The organism is Streptomyces sp. NPDC052299, assembly GCF_040679335.1.
GTDB lineage: Bacteria > Actinomycetota > Actinomycetes > Streptomycetales > Streptomycetaceae > Streptomyces.
In genome coordinates, this window is sequence record NZ_JBFAUP010000003.1 from 338123 (window position 1) to 353534 (window position 15412).

Genomic DNA, 15412 nt, shown 5'->3' on the forward strand with positions numbered 1-15412 from the left:
GGGGCGGTCCGGGAACCCCCGGGCCGCCCCTCGTGCTCGCGTGGCGCGTTACTTCTTGCTGTAGTTCGGTGCTTCGACCGTCATCTGGATGTCGTGCGGGTGGCTCTCCTTGAGGCCCGCCGAGGTGATCCGCACGAAGCGGCCCTTGCTCTCCATCTCGCCCACGGTCGCGGCGCCCACGTAGCCCATGGTCTGGCGGAGGCCGCCGACCAGCTGGTGCAGCACGTTGGCGAGGGGGCCGCGGTAGGGCACCTGGCCCTCGATGCCCTCGGGGACGAGCTTGTCGTCCGAGGCGACCTCGGCCTGGAAGTACCGGTCCTTGGAGTAGGAGCGGCCCTGGCCGCGGGACTGCATCGCGCCCAGCGAGCCCATGCCGCGGTACGACTTGAACTGCTTGCCGTTGATGAACATCAGCTCGCCCGGGGACTCCTCGCAGCCCGCGAGGAGCGAGCCCAGCATCACGCTGTCGGCGCCGGCGGCGAGCGCCTTGCCGATGTCGCCCGAATACTGCAGCCCGCCGTCACCGATGACCGGGACGCCCGCGGCGCGGGCGGCCAGCGCGGCCTCGTAGATCGCGGTGACCTGCGGGACGCCGATGCCGGCGACGACGCGGGTCGTACAGATGGAGCCGGGGCCGACGCCGACCTTGACGCCGTCGACACCGGCGTCGATCAGGGCCTGGGCGCCGTCGCGGGTCGCCACGTTGCCGCCGATCACGTCGACGCTCACGGCCGACTTGATCTTGGCCATCCAGTTGAGCGCGTTGCTGTTGTGGCCGTGCGAGGTGTCCACGATGAGGAAGTCGACGCCCGCCTCAGCCAGCGCCTGGGCGCGGTCCAGCGCCTCGGGGCTGGCGCCCACGGCGGCGCCGACGAGCAGCCGGCCGTCGGCGTCCTTGGCCGCGTTCGGGTACTGCTCGGCCTTCTTGAAGTCCTTGACCGTGATCAGGCCCTTGAGGAGACCCGCCTCGTCCACCAGCGGCAGCTTCTCGATCTTGTGGCGACGCAGCAGCTCCATGGCGTCCACGCCGGAGATGCCGACCTTGCCGGTGACGAGCGGCATGGGCGTCATGACCTCGCGCACCTGGCGGGAGCGGTCCGACTCGAAGGCCATGTCGCGGTTGGTGACGATGCCGAGCAGCTTGCCCGCCTGGTCGGTGACCGGGACGCCGCTGATGCGGAACTTGGCGCAGAGCGCGTCCGCCTCGGCGAGCGTGGCGTCGGGGCCGACCGTGATCGGGTCGGTGACCATGCCGGACTCGGACCGCTTGACCAGGTCGACCTGGTTGACCTGGTCCTCGACCGAGAGGTTGCGGTGCAGCACGCCGACGCCGCCCTGCCGGGCCATCGCGATGGCCATGCGGGCCTCGGTGACCTTGTCCATGGCGGCGGACAGCAGCGGGATGTTGACGCGGACGTTGCGCGAGATGAGCGTCGAGGTGTCGACCGCGTTGGGCAGCACTTCGGATGCGCCCGGCAGCAGCAGCACGTCGTCGTATGTCAGCCCGAGCGTCGCGAATTTCTCGGGCACTCCGTCGACGTTTGCAGTCATGACACCTTCCCCAAATGGCCTTGATCGGTGCGGATGTCCATGCTAACGGCCTCGGGAGGCGTCTCATTCCACGAGCAAGATCACCCGCAGGTTCTGTAGCTTCCTACGGTTGTGGCCCACGTCTCCGAGGGGCCCAACCCACCGCCGGGCTCACTGTTCCGCGAGGGCCCGGAGGCGGCTCAGCGCCCGGTGCTGGGCGACCCGGACGGCGCCCGGGGACATGCCGAGCATCTGGCCGGTCTCCTCGGCGGTCAGCCCGACGGCGACGCGCAGCACGAGCAGTTCGCGCTGGTTCTCCGGAAGGTTGGCCAGGAGCTTCTTGGCCCAGGCGGCGTCGCTGCTGAGGAGCGCGCGCTCCTCGGGCCCGAGCGAGTCGTCGGGACGCTCCGGCATCTCGTCGGAGGGCACGGCCGTCGAGCCGGGATGCCGCATCGCGGCGCGCTGGAGGTCGGCCACCTTGTGACCGGCGATGGCGAAGACGAAGGCTTCGAAGGGCCTGCCCGTGTCCTTGTAGCGCGGCAGCGCCATCAGGACGGCGACGCAGACCTCCTGCGCCAGGTCCTCCACGAAGTGGCGGGCGTCACCGGGCAGCCGGTTCAGCCGGGACCGGCAGTAGCGCAGGGCGAGCGGGTGGACGTGGGCCAGCAGGTCGTGAGTGGCCTGCGCGTCGCCCTCGACGGCGCGGTGCACCAGGGCACCGATCACCGTCGTCCCGTCGTCGCGCATCGAACCATGGTGCCCCGGCCCCGCTTCATCCGCGGCACCGCGTCCGTAGTTGTGCACCGAAGCGTTATGAGCGGGTGCGCCGGAAGTCATGTCCTGCGCCCTCCCCTTCCGCTCGACCGAATCGTTCCCGAGGAACTCCACGTCTCAAGGATGCGGCATCGGCCGGGAAGCGTCACATACCGCCGGATCGGCGGGGTACGGCGGCTCGCGCCGCACCCCTGTCCGGGCCCGCGGGCCCGGGCCGACTGTCAGCGCACCAGGCCCCACCGGAAGCCCAGGGCCACCGCGTGGGCGCGGTCCGAGGCGCCGAGCTTCTTGAAGAGCCGCCGGGCGTGCGTCTTCACCGTGTCCTCGGAGAGGAACAGCTCGCGGCCGATCTCCGCGTTGGAGCGGCCGTGGCTCATCCCCTCCAGCACCTGGATCTCGCGCGCCGTGAGCGTGGGCGCCGCACCCATCTCGGCCGACCGCAGCCGACGCGGGGCGAGCCGCCACGTCGGGTCGGCCAGCGCCTGGGTGACGGTCGCCCGGAGCTCGGCCCGGGAGGCGTCCTTGTGCAGATAGCCGCGGGCACCGGCGGCGACCGCGAGCGCGACGCCATCCAGGTCCTCGGCGACGGTCAGCATGATGATCCGGGCGCCCGGGTCGGCGGAGAGCAGCCGGCGGACCGTCTCCACCCCCCCGAGCCCGGGCATGCGTACGTCCATGAGAATCAGATCCGAACGGTCGGCGCCCCAGCGGCGGAGGACTTCCTCGCCGTTGGCGGCCGTCGTCACCCGCTCGACGCCGGGCACGGTCGCGACCGCGCGACGGAGCGCTTCTCGGGCAAGCGGGGAGTCGTCGCAGACGAGGACGGAAGTCATGACCGCCCTCCGCAGCTGATGCGCGTCACCTTGAGCCTCCAGGCTGTTACAAGTCGTCACCTGTGCGGTTGACGCTCTCGGACATCTGCCCGATCGCTCTTTCTGCCAACCGCCTCCGCACTCTCAACGATGGTCACTCGAAAGAGTTACGGGTCGGAAGACCGAGTTCGGCACTCTACGTGAGTAAGCGCTCACGGAGGAGAGCGCCACGGGTCGTCCAGTTGTCAACCGAAACTTTTGGCGGCTCCGTGCCCCATTTAGCGGGATTTCTTCCCTTTTGGTGGTGTCTGTGGCTAGATTCGCAATCAGTCATATTTACATCTACTAACACCGTAGATGTACGGTCTTGTACGCGGTCATCGACGAGCACCCACCCACGACGAACACGACGTTTCCGACTCAGCACGGTTTCGAGGGGACAAGCAATGGCCGATTTCTCCCGACTTCCCGGACCCAACGCCGATCTGTGGGACTGGCAGCTGCTGGCGGCCTGCCGCGGGGTCGACAGCTCCCTCTTCTTCCATCCCGAGGGGGAACGCGGAGCGGCTCGGAGCGCGCGTGAGACCTCCGCGAAGGAGGTCTGCATGCGGTGCCCCGTACGCGCGGAGTGCGCGGCGCACGCCTTGGCCGTCCGCGAGCCCTACGGGGTGTGGGGCGGGCTCACCGAGGACGAGCGCGAGGAGTTGATGGGGCGTGCGCGCAATCGGCTGATCACGGCCGCGGCGCCGGCGTCGCCGCCGGGGCAGGGGTGACCTTCGCTGCGCGCATCGGGGGAAAAACGTTTCTGCACCCCACCCCGCCCCTTCCCGAAACCTGGGGCTCCGCCCCCGGGCCCCCGCGCCTCAAACGCCGGCGGGGCTTGAGGTGGCGCCGGAAGAGGCCAGTGCCAGATGGTCCAGGGTGGCCGCCACCGCCGGGACCCTTGCCAGGTCGGGCAGGGTCAGGGCGACGATCTCGCGTTCGATGGCCGGTGCCACCGTGAGGGTCCTGGCTCCCCTCGGGCGTACCGACTCGATGGCCAGGGCGGGCAGTACGGCGACCCCCAGGCCCGCGCCGACCAGGCCGATCACCGCGGGGTAGTCGTCGGTGGCGAAGTCGATGCGCGGGGTGAATCCGGACTCCTCGCACACCTCCACCAGCTGCCTGCGGCACCGGGGGCACCCCGCGATCCAGGACTCCCCGGCCAGCTCCGCGATGCCGACCTCGTCCCGGTCCGCCAGCGGGTGCCCTTCGGGGACCAGGCCCGTGAGCCGGTCGGTGAGCAGGGGGCGGACCACCAGGTCGTCCCATTCGGCGCCCGGCTCCCCGTAGCGGAAGGCGAGCGCGATGTCGCAGTCGCCGTCGCGCAGCATCTCCACCGACCGGGGCGGCTCGGCCTCCACGAGGGAGACCCGGGTCCCGGGGTGGGCGGCGCGCAGGGCGGCGAGGGCGCCCGGGACAAGCGAGGAGCTGCCGCTCGGGAACGAGACGAGCCGGACCCGCCCGGCCCGGAGCCCGGCGATCGCGGCGACCTCCTCCTCGGCGGCGGTGAGCCCGGCGAGGATGCCCGACGCGTGCCGCACCAGTGCCTCGCCCGCCTGGGTCAGACGCATCTCGCGGCCGGTCCGGATGAGCAGCGTGGTCCCGGCGGAGGACTCCAGGGCCTTCATCTGCTGGCTGACAGCGGGCTGGGTGCAGCCCAGCTCCCGGGCGGCGGCGGAGAAGGAGCCGGTGGAGGCGACGGCGCGCAGGACGCGGAGGTGGCGGGCTTCGATCACCCTTCCAGCATAAGCAACGCTTGGGGCGATCGCGGGATATTCACGCGCGGCTTTGGGGTGGGCTTGGATACCGTTCCGGTATGACCGCGATGACTGTGCTGACCGTGAACGCGGGGCGCCCCACGGCGGCGTCCTACACCGACGCCCCGGGCGGCATGACCGGGATCGACAAGCACCCCGTGGAGGGGCCGGTGCTGGTGTCGGACCCCGGGCCCAGGGGCGAGGGCGGCAGCGGGGTCGCCGGGGACGCGGTGTGCGACCTGCGCCACCACGGCGGTTCCGACCAAGCGGTGTACGCATTCGCGCGCGAGGACCTGGATGCCTGGGAACGGGAGCTGGGCCGCCCGCTGCCCAACGGCTCGTTCGGCGAGAACCTGACCACGGCGGGGCTGCGGGTCGGCGAGGCGCTGATCGGCGAGCGCTGGCGGATCGGCACGGAGCTGGTGCTGGAGGTCGCGTCGGGCCGCATCCCGTGCCGCACGTTCCAGGGACACCTCGGCGAGGCCCGCTGGGTGAAGCGGTTCACGCGGGCGGCGGCGCCCGGGGCGTATCTGCGGGTGGTCGTGCCGGGGTCCGTCCGGGCGGGCGACCCGGTCGAGATCGTGCACCGGCCGGACCACGAGGTGACGGTGGAGCTCCAGTTCCGGGCCGTCACCACCCGGCGCGACCTGCTGCCGCTGCTCCTCCCGGCCGGCGAGGCGCTGACTCCGTCGACGCTGCGCAAGGCGCGCGCGTACGCGGCGGAGCTCACCGCGTCCTGAGCCCGCGGGAGCGCCGGGAGGCGCCGTTTCTGGATGCTCTACCGTGCCGCGTATGACGACTGCACTGATCACGGGCGCGACGGCGGGTATCGGTGCCGCCTTCGCCCGGCGGCTCGCCGCCGACGGGTACGACCTGGTCCTGGTGGCCCGGGACGCGGAGCGGCTGCGCGAGCAGGCGACCGAGCTGCACGACCGGCACGGCATCGAGGCGGAGGTGCTGCGGGCCGACCTGTCCGAGGACCTGGGCATCCGCGCGGTCGAGGAGCGCCTCGGGGACGCCCGGCACCCGGTGGACCTGCTGGTGAACAACGCGGGCTTCGGCAACAAGGGGCGCTATCTGGAGGTCCCGATGGCCGACGAGCTGTCGATGCTGAAGGTGCACTGCGAGGCGGTGCTGCGGCTGACCTCGGCCGCGGCGGCCCCGATGCGGGAGCGCGGCCGGGGCGGCATCGTCAACGTTGCCTCCGTCGCGGCGTTCGTCCCGCGCGGCACGTACGGCGCCTCGAAGGCGTGGGTCGTGCAGTTCAGCCAGGGCGCGGCGAAGGACCTGGCCGGGTCCGGGGTGCGGCTGATGGCGCTGTGCCCGGGCTTCGTGCGTACGGAGTTCCACCAGCGGGCCGGGATGGGCACGGACAACATCCCGGGCTGGATGTGGCTGGACGCGGACAAGCTGGTGACGGCGGCGCTCGCGGACCTGGCGCGCGGGAAATCGGTGTCGATCCCGGACCCGCGCTACAAGGTGCTGATGGGCGCGGTGAAGCTGGCCCCGCGCGGCCTGCTCGGAGGGCTGACCTCGCGAACAGGCCGCAAGTACGGGCCGCAGTAGGGCCTTTCCTTTGGGCCCTACTTCACGCCGGGCCCCGCGTAGGCGCCGATGTTGGGGGCGCCGGGCTTCAGGCGGTTGCCGAAGTAGTCCTTGCCGCCGTTGTCCGCGACGACCGCTCCGGCGGCGAGGGCCGGGGAGCCTGCGCCGAGCCGGAAGTCGTCCCGCAGCAGCGGGTCGGCGGTGATGCCGCCCGGGTTCGGGCGGGTCATCTCGGCGCCGTGGAAGGCGTTGTGGTCGAAGGCCAGGCCGGGGGTCGGGCTGGTGAAGCCGTAGCCGCCGGTGCCTTCGCTCACGAAGAGGTTGTTGGTGATGTGCTGCTCGTGGACGGTGGTGCCGGGGCTGCTGTTGTCGTCCTGGACCAGGTACTTCGGCACGGTGTCCTTCGAGTTGACGAAGGTGTTGTTGTAGACCTGGGTGTTGAGGATCGGGCCCCAGCAGTTCTGGAGCAGCCGCTCGCCGTCGTTGCGGCTCACGTTGTAGCGGGCGACGGTGTCGACGGTCCTGGCACCGCTGTACGGGCAGACCAGCAGGAAGCCGCCCTTGTTGTCGTGGCTGTAGTTGTACTGGAAGACCGTGTGCCGCGAGGCGCCGTCGGCGTCGAAGGACATGCCGTCGTGGGTGTTCCCGCCGCCCGACACCTCGTTGTACTCGATGGTGGTGTCGTCGGTGTTGAAGGTCCAGATGCCCGCGTTGGCGGAGGGCGAGCGCAGCTGGAAGCCGTCGACCCGGTTGTGGTCGACACGGGCACCGGCGGTGGTGTCGAGCTTCATGCCGTCGCCGCCGATGGACCGCAGGGTGTTGTACGAGATCCGGACGTGCGTGGAGGGCGTCCAGTCGCCGGGGTAGGCGGCGGGGTCCTGCTGGTTGCCGACCAGGTCGCGCTTGGAGTAGGTCGACTTGAAGTAGACGCCCTCGCGGTCGACGTCCTCGATGAGGTTGTGGTGGATGTCGAGGCCGTCGTAGCTGCTGGCGCGGGTCGTGCCCTCGACGGCGATGTGGATGGCGCTGGACCCGGTGAGGGTCTTGGAGTCGCCGCCGCGTACGTCGTGGATGTAGAGGTGGTCGAGCTCGAAGCCGCGCGCGGTGCCGTAGTCGGTGAGGCGCAGCCGGATGCCGTTGCGCTCGGTGCCGGGGTCGGCGGCGTTGGTGATCTCCAGGTCGGACACGCGGTAGTGCTGGGTGTCGGCGAGGAGGATCGCGTCGTGCGCTCCGGCGCCGTCGATCACCGCGCGGGAGGCGTGGGCGCTGCCGTAATCGGAGATGGTCACCGGCGCCGAGGCCGAGCCCGCTCCCCGGGGCGCGAGCGTGCCGGTGCAGGTGGAGCCGCGGTGGAAGAGGAGGCGGTCGCCGGGGCCGAAGGTGTGGGCGTTGGCGTCGGCGAGGCCGGTCCACGGGTGGTGGCGGGAGCCGTCGCCGGGGGCGGTGGCCGCGCAGTCGACGTGGAAGGTGCCGGGCCGGTGGTGGGCGGCCTGGGCCGGGGCTGCCAGTGCGGTGGCGGCGAGGGCGGTGAGTGCTGCGGTCGCGAGAAGGGTGCGTCGGCGGCTCATGATTCCTCTGATTCCTCCGGAAGGTGGAGTACGGCGGTGGTGCCGTCGTGCCAGGTCACATGGATCTCGTGGGGGCTCGGTACGCGGATGGCCGCGAGGGCGTCGACGGGGGCCGGGTCCGCCTCGCCGGTGAGCGAGGCGAGCGCGACGAAGAGGGACCGGGGTCCGGCCGTGACGCCGTCCACGGCGAGGAGTTCGGAGGTCTCGTCGAACATGGTGTCCCCGCCGGGCAGTTCGCGGACCCCGCCCTCGTAGCCGTGGACCGGGTGGAGCTGGGCGGTGAGTCCGGGGTCGCCCGTCGCCCACCCCGTCTGGCGGACGGGCGTGCCCTCGGGCGCGCCGATGACCAGGTGCGCGCGGACCTCGGCGCGGCCGTGGGCGAGGGTGGCGGAGACGACGCGGACGCCGGGGAGCGGGGTGTGCGCGGAGGCGGCGGGGCCGAGCGGGTCGGCGGTGCGGCGGGCGGTCGCCGTCCCGTCGGGGAGGAGCGCGAAGTGGTTGTCGCGTGCGGCGTCCCCGTGCGTGGGGCCGGTCCGGGTGGAGTACGCGAAGCGGGCGTAGCCGGGGTCCTCCTCGTCGCCCACGTGGTTCGAACCGTGGTTGTGGAGCCGGACGAGGCCGTCCGCCGCGGTGGACTGGAGGAGCATCCCGGTCGGGCCGAGGACGGTCACGGCGTCCGCGGTCTCGGCGGGCAGCGGCTCCTCGGGGTCCGTCCAGACGGGGTGGTCCGGGGGCATCAGGAGTCCGAGGAAGCCCTTGGCGGCCCAGTACGGGGAGGCGGGGCCCGAGTAGCTCTGGAGCATGGGCGCGTACGGGCGGTGCCAGCCGAGGGTGAGGAGGCCGTCCCGGTCGACGGCGCCGTGGTCCAGGAAGTGGCGGAGGGTGCCGGAGGCGAGGCGGCGGGTCGCGCCCGGGGTGAGCGGGGTGTGGCCGGTCATCGCGCCGAGCCAGGGGGCGGCCGCGGCGGCGAAGCGGTAGATGAGGGAGCGGCCGAACGGCATGGGTGCGCCGTCCGCGCCGAACATGCGGCCGTAGTCGTCCAGGTGGCGGTGCAGGCGGGGGCCGTAGCGGTCCAGGAGGTCCCGGTCGCCCGCCAGGTGGGCGTGCAGGACGGGGTAGAAGTGCATCGCCCAGGCGTTGTAGTGGTCGAAGGAGCGGTTCGGGCCGTCGCTGTACCAGCCGTCGCCCAGGTACCAGTCCTCGACGTGCTCCAGCGCGCGGTCGATGGTCCGCCCGGCGCGGTCGGTCTCGATGCCGGCGTCCTGGAGGAAACCGGCGACGGTGAGGCCGAAGAACCACCAGTTGTTGTTCACCGGGGGTGCGCCGAGGGCGGGGAGGAGCCAGTCGACGGCGCGCTGCCGGGTGGCGTCGTCCAAGGCGTCCCAGAGCCAGGGGCGGGTGAGGCGCAGGCCCAGGGCGATGGACGCGGATTCCACGATGGCCTGGGGGACGTCCGCGATGCGGGGCCAGGCGTCGGGGCTGCCCGCCGGGTCCGACGTACCGGCGGCGAGCCCTTCGGCGTACCGCCCGAGGAAGCCGTGCGGGTCCTCGCCGCCCGCCCCGGCGGTCCGCAGCGCGGCGAGCAGCCAGGTGCGGGCGTAGCCTTCGAGGCCGTCGGAGAGGGGCCCGGACCAGCTCGGCCGGGGGCCGGGGAGGCCGATGAGGCCGTGGCGGGGCGAGGCGTGGGGGCGTACGGCGAGCAGGAGCCGGTCGGCCGTGCGCTCCCAATCGGCACGGGTGTACCCCGTGTACGGACTCGTCGTGGGCATGATGCTCCCAGGGGAGGCGGACTTCGGCGTCGCCGGGAATCCTGAACCGCTGATTGATCGAACGTCAAGGTTTGGCGTAGCGAATGATCGAAACTTCCGTCGATCGATCAAAGTGGATTAGGGTCTGGCGAGCCGAGCCACCACATCGCGATTTACAAGGGGACTGCCGCCGTGCGCGAGAGTGCAGCTGAACGTCACGACCGACTTCTGGCCCTGGTGCGGGAGCGCGGCTCGGCCCGTGTCTCCGACCTGGCCGGCCTGCTGGGGGTCTCCCCCGTCACGGCCCGCCGCGACGCCGAGGCGCTGGCCGAGCGCGGCCTGCTGGACCGGGTCCACGGCTCGGTCTCCTGGCCCCGGGACGCCGCGTCCCCCGCCGGTCCCGGACCCGGTGCCGGCCCGGTGCTCGGGCTGATCGCGCCCTCGGCGACGTACTACTTCGCGGAGGTCATCCGGGGCGCGCACGAGGCGGCCGCCCGCGCCGGGGGCCGCCTGGTGCTGCGGATCTCCGACTACCGGCCGGAGGGGGACCGGGCGCGCGCCGAGGGGCTGCTCGCCGCCGGGGCGGAGGGGCTGCTCATCGCCCCGGGCTGGCGGGGCGCCGAGGACCAGGCGGCGTACGGGGACTGGATGGCCGGCCTTCCGGTGCCCGCCGTGCTCCTGGAGCGCACCCCAGCGCCCGGGTCCCCGCTGGACGGTCTGGACCGGGTCTGCTCCGACCACCGGCACGGGGTGCTGCTCGCGGTGCGCCATCTGATCGGCCTCGGTCACGGCACCCCCCTCCTGGTGGCCCGCGCCGACAGCCCGACCGCACTCGCGGTGCGCTCCGGCTACGAGGACGCGCTCGCGGTGCTGGGGCTCGCCGAGGGCGCGCCCGCGATGATCGGGACGTCCGGGCCCGAGGTGGACCCGGCCCGCTTCGAGGAGGCGGTGCGCGAGGTGCGCGAGGCGGTGGGCTCCGGCCGGGCCACGGCGGCGCTGGTGCACAACGACGTGGACGCGATCCACCTGGTGCAGCGCCTGTCCGAGCTGGGCGTGCGGGTGCCGGAGGACCTGGCGGTGATCGCGTACGACGACGAGGTGGCGGCGCTGGGCGACATCCCGCTCACCGCGGTCAGCCCGCCCAAGCGGCACGTCGGGCGGTACGCGACGGAGCTGCTGACCGGGCGGCTCGGGGCCGGGCGGGACGGTTCGGGGCCGGACGCCGACGAGCCGGGACGGCATCTGGCGCTGCTGCCGCGGCTGCGGGTCCGGGCGTCGACCGCTCGATAACTTTCTGATCTTTTCTCGATCAATCAATCTTTCGCTCTTGACTTCGGTCATCGGTGGACCAAGGATCACGCCCAACGTCCCTGTCACCGTCGACTCAGGAGCCCGCCGTGAACCGCAGTTGGAGCAGAACGACTCTTTCCATAGCCGGAGCCGTCACCGCCCTCGCCGTCGTCACTGCCTGCGGCGGGAGCGGGGACGACGGCGAGGGCGGCGGCACCGGCAGCGCCGCCAAGCCCGTGACCATCACCTTCTGGGGCTGGGCCAAGGGCACCAAGGAGGTCGTGGACGCGTTCAACGCCTCGCACAAGAACATCCGTGTGAAGTTCGAGGAGACCCCGTCCGGGAACGCCGGCGGCTACGCCAAGATCTCCAACGCGATCAAGGCGGGCAACGCCCCGGACCTGGTCTCCGTCGAGTACCCGCAGCTCCCCGAGTACGTCAGCCAGGGCGGCTTCCAGGACATCGGCAAGTACCTCACCGACGACGTCAAGAAGAAGTTCCTCCCGCAGGCGATCGAGCAGACCACGCTCGGCGGCAAGAGCTGGGCGGTGCCCTTCGACGCCGCACCGCAGGCGTTCTTCTACCGCAAGGACCTCTTCACGAAGTACGGCATCGACGTCCCCAAGACCTGGGACGAGTTCAGGTCCGCCGCCGAGAAGGTGAAGAAGGCCGACTCCAAGGCCCGCATCGGCACCTTCTTCCCGGACGACCCGACCACCTTCGAGGCGATGGTCTGGCAGGCCGGCGCCCAGTGGTTCAAGGCCGAGGGCGACACCTGGAAGGTCGACACCACCGACGCCGCCACCACCAAGGTCGCCGACTACTGGCAGGGCCTGGTGAAGGACGGCCTGGTCCGCTCCGACGCCTCCTTCTCGCCCGCCTGGACCAACTCCCTGAAGACCGGCGGCACCATCGGCTACCTCGGCGCCTCCTGGGGCGGCGGCGTCCTCGGCTCCACGCTGCCCGAGCAGAGCGGCAAGTGGGCCGTCGCCCCGATCCCGACCTGGGACGGCGAGCCCGCGGGCGGCATGCTCGGCGGGACCACCTTCGCCGTGCCGAAGAACAGCGAGAAGGCCGCGGCCGCCGTCGAGTTCGCGACCTGGATGACCACCACGGAGGAGGGCATCGAGGCCCGCATCTCCTCCGGCACCTCCAGTGCCTTCCCGGCCGCGCTCGCCCTGCGCCCGGCGGCCAAGAAGGCGTTCGACACCAAGTTCTACGGCGGCCAGGACATCTACCAGGTCTTCGAGGACGGCGGCGCCGCCATCAAGCAGGGCTGGACCTGGGGCCCCGCGATGGGCACCACCAACACCACGCTCAAGGACCGCTTCGGCAAGCTCGCCGGAGGCGGCACCACCATCCCCGACGCCGTGAAGGCCGCCCACGACGCGACCGTCGCGGAGCTGTCCAAGCGCGGACTGAAGGTCGAGGGCTGACCGGATGAAAGCCCGCACCCGCGCCGCCGCGATCCTGCTGACCCCGTTCTTCGTCCTGTTCACCGCCGTGATGCTGATCCCGATCGGTTACGCGGTCTGGCTCAGCCTCTTCACCGAACAGCAGTCGGGGCTCGGCTTCGGCGGCTCCGAGACGGTCTTCACCGGGCTCGGCAACTACACGGCGGCGCTGGGTGACCGGGTCTTCCGCGACGGCTTCCTCGTCCTCCTCGGCTACTGCGCCGTCTACATCCCGCTGATGGTCGGCGGCGCCCTCGGGCTCGCCCTGCTGCTCGACTCGGCGCTCGCCCGCGCCCGGCGCTTCTTCCAGCTCGCGCTGTTCCTGCCGCACGCCGTGCCGGGCATCATCGCCGCGATGATCTGGCTGTACCTCTACACGCCGGGCCTCAGCCCCGTCGTCTCCGCGATGCACTCCGGCGGCATCGGCTTCGACTTCTTCTCGCCGGGCGGCGCGCTGCCCTCCGTCGTGAACATCGCGCTGTGGGAATGGCTCGGCTACAACATGGTGATCTTCTACGCCGCCCTTCAGGCCATCGACCGCTCGGTGCTCGAAGCGGCCACGGTGGACGGGGCGAGCGGCGGGCGCATCGCGTTCAGCATCAAGCTCCCGCTGATCCGGTCCTCGGTCGTGATGGTCGTGCTCTTCACGATCATCGGCTCGCTCCAGCTCTTCACCGAGCCGCTGATCCTCAACACCGGCTCCGGGTCCGCCGTCTCCTCCTCCTGGACACCGAACATGTACGCCTACACCGCGGCCTTCGCCCGCAACGACTTCGGGCTCGCGGCCGCCGCCTCCGTGCTCCTGGCGCTCACCGCGGCGCTGCTGTCCTTCGTCGTCACCCGCCTCACCGGCCGGAAGGGCGCGCACGCATGAGCACCACGACCCGCAAGAACCCCTGGCTGTCCAAGGCGGCCGTCAACGGAGCGCTGCTCCTGGCCGTCCTCTACATGCTCTTCCCGCTCGTCTGGCTGGTCACCGCCGCCACCAAGGACACCGGCTCGCTGCTCGCCGGGGACACCTTCTCCTTCGAGGGCTTCGACCTCTCGAAGAACCTCTCCGACATCGCCTCGTACGGGGACGGCGTCTACTTCCGGTGGTACGGGAACAGCCTGCTGTACGCGGGAGTGGGCGCCGCGGTCTGCTCGCTGATCTGCGTCGCGGCCGGTTACGCCTTCGACAAGTACGAGTTCCGGGGCAAGGAGAAGCTGTTCGGGCTCGTCCTGCTCGGGGTGCTCGTGCCCACGACCGCGCTGGCCCTGCCGATGTACCTGCTGGCCAGCAAGCTCGGGCTCGTCAACACGTACTGGTCGGTGCTCATCCCCGTACTGGTGAACCCGTTCGGCGTCTATCTCGCCCGGGTGTTCTCCGCCGGATACATCCCCGGCGAGGCGCTGGAGGCCGCGCGCATCGACGGGGCGGGCGAGCTGCGCACCTTCTTCTCCATCGGGCTGCCGATGATGATGCCGGGGTTCGTCACCGTCTTCCTCTTCCAGTTCACCGCGATCTGGAACAACTTCTTCCTTCCGCTGGTGATGCTCTCCGACCGCGAGCTCTTCCCGCTGAGCCTCGGCCTGTACTCCTGGAACACCAACACCCACAGCGAGCCGGGCTTCTACCCGCTCGTCGTCACCGGGTCCCTGCTCGCCGTCATCCCGCTGATCGTCGCCTTCGTCTCCCTGCAACGGCACTGGAAGGCCGGACTCACCGCCGGCAGCGTCAAGTAGCGCCCACCACGAGGGAGTCGTTCACCCCATGCAGCCCACCACCGATCCCCGGCCGTCCGTCCTGCTCGCGATGGGCCCGAACATCTACGAGCGCCTCTTCGAGCCGCGCCACCGCGTCCGGCTCGCCGCCCTCGCCCGTACGGACCCGGCCCTCGTCGCCCACGACCTGGCCGACCCGGACCCCCGCGTCGCCGCCGCGCTCGCCGAGGCCGACGTCCTGTTCACCTGCTGGGGCGCCACCCGGCTCACCCCCCGGGTCCTGGCCGCCGCGCCCCGGCTCAAGGCGGTCGTCCACGCGGCCGGCTCCGTCAAGCACCACATCACCGACGCCTGCTGGGAGCGCGGCCTCGCCGTCTCGTCGGCGGCCGGGGCCAACGCGCTGCCGGTGGCCGAATACACCCTGGCCACGATCCTGCTGGCCAACAAGCGCGTCCCGCACTCCGCCCACGTCTACCGCGAGGTCCGCGCCGACCACGACTGGCGCGCCGAGCTGGACGGGGCCGGCAACTACCGCCGCACGGTGGGCATCGTCGGCGCCTCCCGCATCGGCCGCCGCGTCATCGAGCTGCTGCGCCCCTTCGACCTGGCGGTCCTGCTGTACGACCCCTTCGTCACCGCGTCCGAGGCGGCCCGCCTGGGCGTCGAGCCGGTCGCCCTGGACGAGCTGTGCGCCCGCGCCGACGTCGTCTCCGTGCACGCCCCCCAGCTCCCCGAGACCCACCACATGATCGGCGCCCGCCAGCTGGCGCTGATGCGGACCGGCTCGACGCTGATCAACACGGCCCGGGGCTCCCTGCTCGACGAGGCGGCCCTGCTGCGGGAACTGGTCCCGGGCCGCCTGCACGCCGTACTCGACGTGACGGACCCCGAACTGCCTCCCGCCGACTCCCCGTTGTACGACCTGCCGAACGTCCTCCTGACCCCGCACGTGGCCGGCTCCCTCGGCAACGAGCTGCACCGCATGACCGACCACGCCCTGGACGAGCTGGAACGGTACGCGCAGGGCCGGCCGTTCGCGGACCCGGTGCATCCGTCGGCGCTGGACCGGTCGGCCTGAAATCCAGCCCCTCCGGCGCTTGAGGAGCGGGGGTCCGGGGGCAGCGCCCCCGCGCAAACAGAGAGGCCCGGCCCCACATGGGGACCGGGCCTTCCGCTTGCGCGGAGCGC

General features: G+C 71.7%; 14 protein-coding genes. 8 read left to right on the top strand and 6 right to left on the bottom strand.

Translation table 11 applies throughout. The annotated features are described in order from the left end of the window. Nucleotides 1–48 precede the first annotated feature (48 nt). The 3 genes from guaB to AB0L33_RS07060 all read right to left on the bottom strand — a co-directional run bounded on the left by guaB (nt 49) and on the right by AB0L33_RS07060 (nt 3137). Nucleotides 49–1551 carry an IMP dehydrogenase gene (gene guaB, locus AB0L33_RS07050; protein WP_365678471.1) on the bottom strand — a complete coding sequence of 501 codons (1503 nt, stop codon included), beginning with the start codon at nt 1549–1551 and terminating at the stop codon, nt 49–51. A gap of 150 nt (nt 1552–1701) precedes the next feature. After that, nucleotides 1702–2277, bottom strand: coding sequence for a sigma-70 family RNA polymerase sigma factor (locus tag AB0L33_RS07055; protein ID WP_018101160.1), 576 nt, complete (start codon nt 2275–2277; stop codon nt 1702–1704). A 248-nt stretch (nt 2278–2525) separates the two neighbouring features. After that, on the bottom strand, nt 2526–3137 hold the full coding sequence (locus AB0L33_RS07060; protein ID WP_003948568.1) for a response regulator transcription factor: 612 nt from the start codon (nt 3135–3137) through the stop codon (nt 2526–2528). Between the two features lie 425 nt (nt 3138–3562). On the opposite strand from AB0L33_RS07060, the gene AB0L33_RS07065 reads away from it, so the two are divergent. After that, on the top strand, nt 3563–3889 hold the full coding sequence (locus AB0L33_RS07065; RefSeq protein WP_365678473.1) for a WhiB family transcriptional regulator: 327 nt from the start codon (nt 3563–3565) through the stop codon (nt 3887–3889). Nucleotides 3890–3979: 90 nt separating this feature from the next. Here the strand turns inward: AB0L33_RS07065 and AB0L33_RS07070 are convergent, their stop codons facing one another. After that, the gene (locus AB0L33_RS07070) at nt 3980–4894 is read right to left on the bottom strand and encodes a LysR family transcriptional regulator (RefSeq protein WP_365678475.1); all 915 of its coding nucleotides are present in this window, start codon (nt 4892–4894) and stop codon (nt 3980–3982) included. Between the two features lie 89 nt (nt 4895–4983). Here AB0L33_RS07070 and AB0L33_RS07075 point away from each other — a divergent pair, with 89 nt between their 5' ends. Together AB0L33_RS07075 and AB0L33_RS07080 are read left to right on the top strand one after the other, a co-directional pair. Continuing rightward, nucleotides 4984–5655: an MOSC domain-containing protein gene (locus tag AB0L33_RS07075; protein ID WP_365678681.1), complete on the top strand. Its 672-nt coding sequence runs from the start codon at nt 4984–4986 to the stop codon at nt 5653–5655. Between the two features lie 52 nt (nt 5656–5707). Then, nucleotides 5708–6481, top strand: a complete 774-nt coding sequence (locus AB0L33_RS07080; RefSeq protein WP_365678477.1) for an SDR family oxidoreductase — start codon at nt 5708–5710, stop codon at nt 6479–6481. 17 nt (nt 6482–6498) lie between these two features. On the opposite strand, the gene AB0L33_RS07085 is transcribed toward AB0L33_RS07080, so the two are convergent. Together AB0L33_RS07085 and AB0L33_RS07090 are read right to left on the bottom strand one after the other, a co-directional pair. Continuing rightward, complete coding sequence (locus tag AB0L33_RS07085) at nt 6499–8028, bottom strand: right-handed parallel beta-helix repeat-containing protein (RefSeq protein WP_365678479.1); 1530 nt, start codon at nt 8026–8028, stop codon at nt 6499–6501. Then, on the bottom strand, nt 8025–9797 hold the full coding sequence (locus AB0L33_RS07090; RefSeq protein WP_365678481.1) for a DUF2264 domain-containing protein: 1773 nt from the start codon (nt 9795–9797) through the stop codon (nt 8025–8027). The genes AB0L33_RS07085 and AB0L33_RS07090 overlap by 4 nt, the downstream gene beginning before the upstream one ends. A gap of 171 nt (nt 9798–9968) precedes the next feature. Between AB0L33_RS07090 and AB0L33_RS07095 the strand changes: the two genes are divergently transcribed. From AB0L33_RS07095 to AB0L33_RS07115, 5 genes are all read left to right on the top strand, one after another. Then, entirely contained in the window at nt 9969–11066 is a 1098-nt protein-coding gene (locus AB0L33_RS07095; protein ID WP_365678483.1) for a substrate-binding domain-containing protein, read from the top strand. 107 nt (nt 11067–11173) lie between these two features. Beyond that, nucleotides 11174–12502 (top strand): sugar ABC transporter substrate-binding protein, encoded by a 1329-nt coding sequence (locus AB0L33_RS07100; RefSeq protein ID WP_365678485.1) that lies wholly within the window; start codon nt 11174–11176, stop codon nt 12500–12502. 4 nt (nt 12503–12506) lie between these two features. Then, a complete protein-coding gene (locus tag AB0L33_RS07105) occupies nt 12507–13394 on the top strand; it encodes a sugar ABC transporter permease (protein WP_073964391.1) in 888 nt (295 codons plus the stop codon). Further along, the gene (locus AB0L33_RS07110) at nt 13391–14245 is read left to right on the top strand and encodes a carbohydrate ABC transporter permease (protein ID WP_365678487.1); all 855 of its coding nucleotides are present in this window, start codon (nt 13391–13393) and stop codon (nt 14243–14245) included. The genes AB0L33_RS07105 and AB0L33_RS07110 overlap by 4 nt, the downstream gene beginning before the upstream one ends. Nucleotides 14246–14273: 28 nt before the next feature. Continuing rightward, nucleotides 14274–15302, top strand: a complete 1029-nt coding sequence (locus AB0L33_RS07115; RefSeq protein ID WP_365678489.1) for a hydroxyacid dehydrogenase — start codon at nt 14274–14276, stop codon at nt 15300–15302. The last annotated feature ends 110 nt before the right edge of the window (nt 15303–15412 follow it).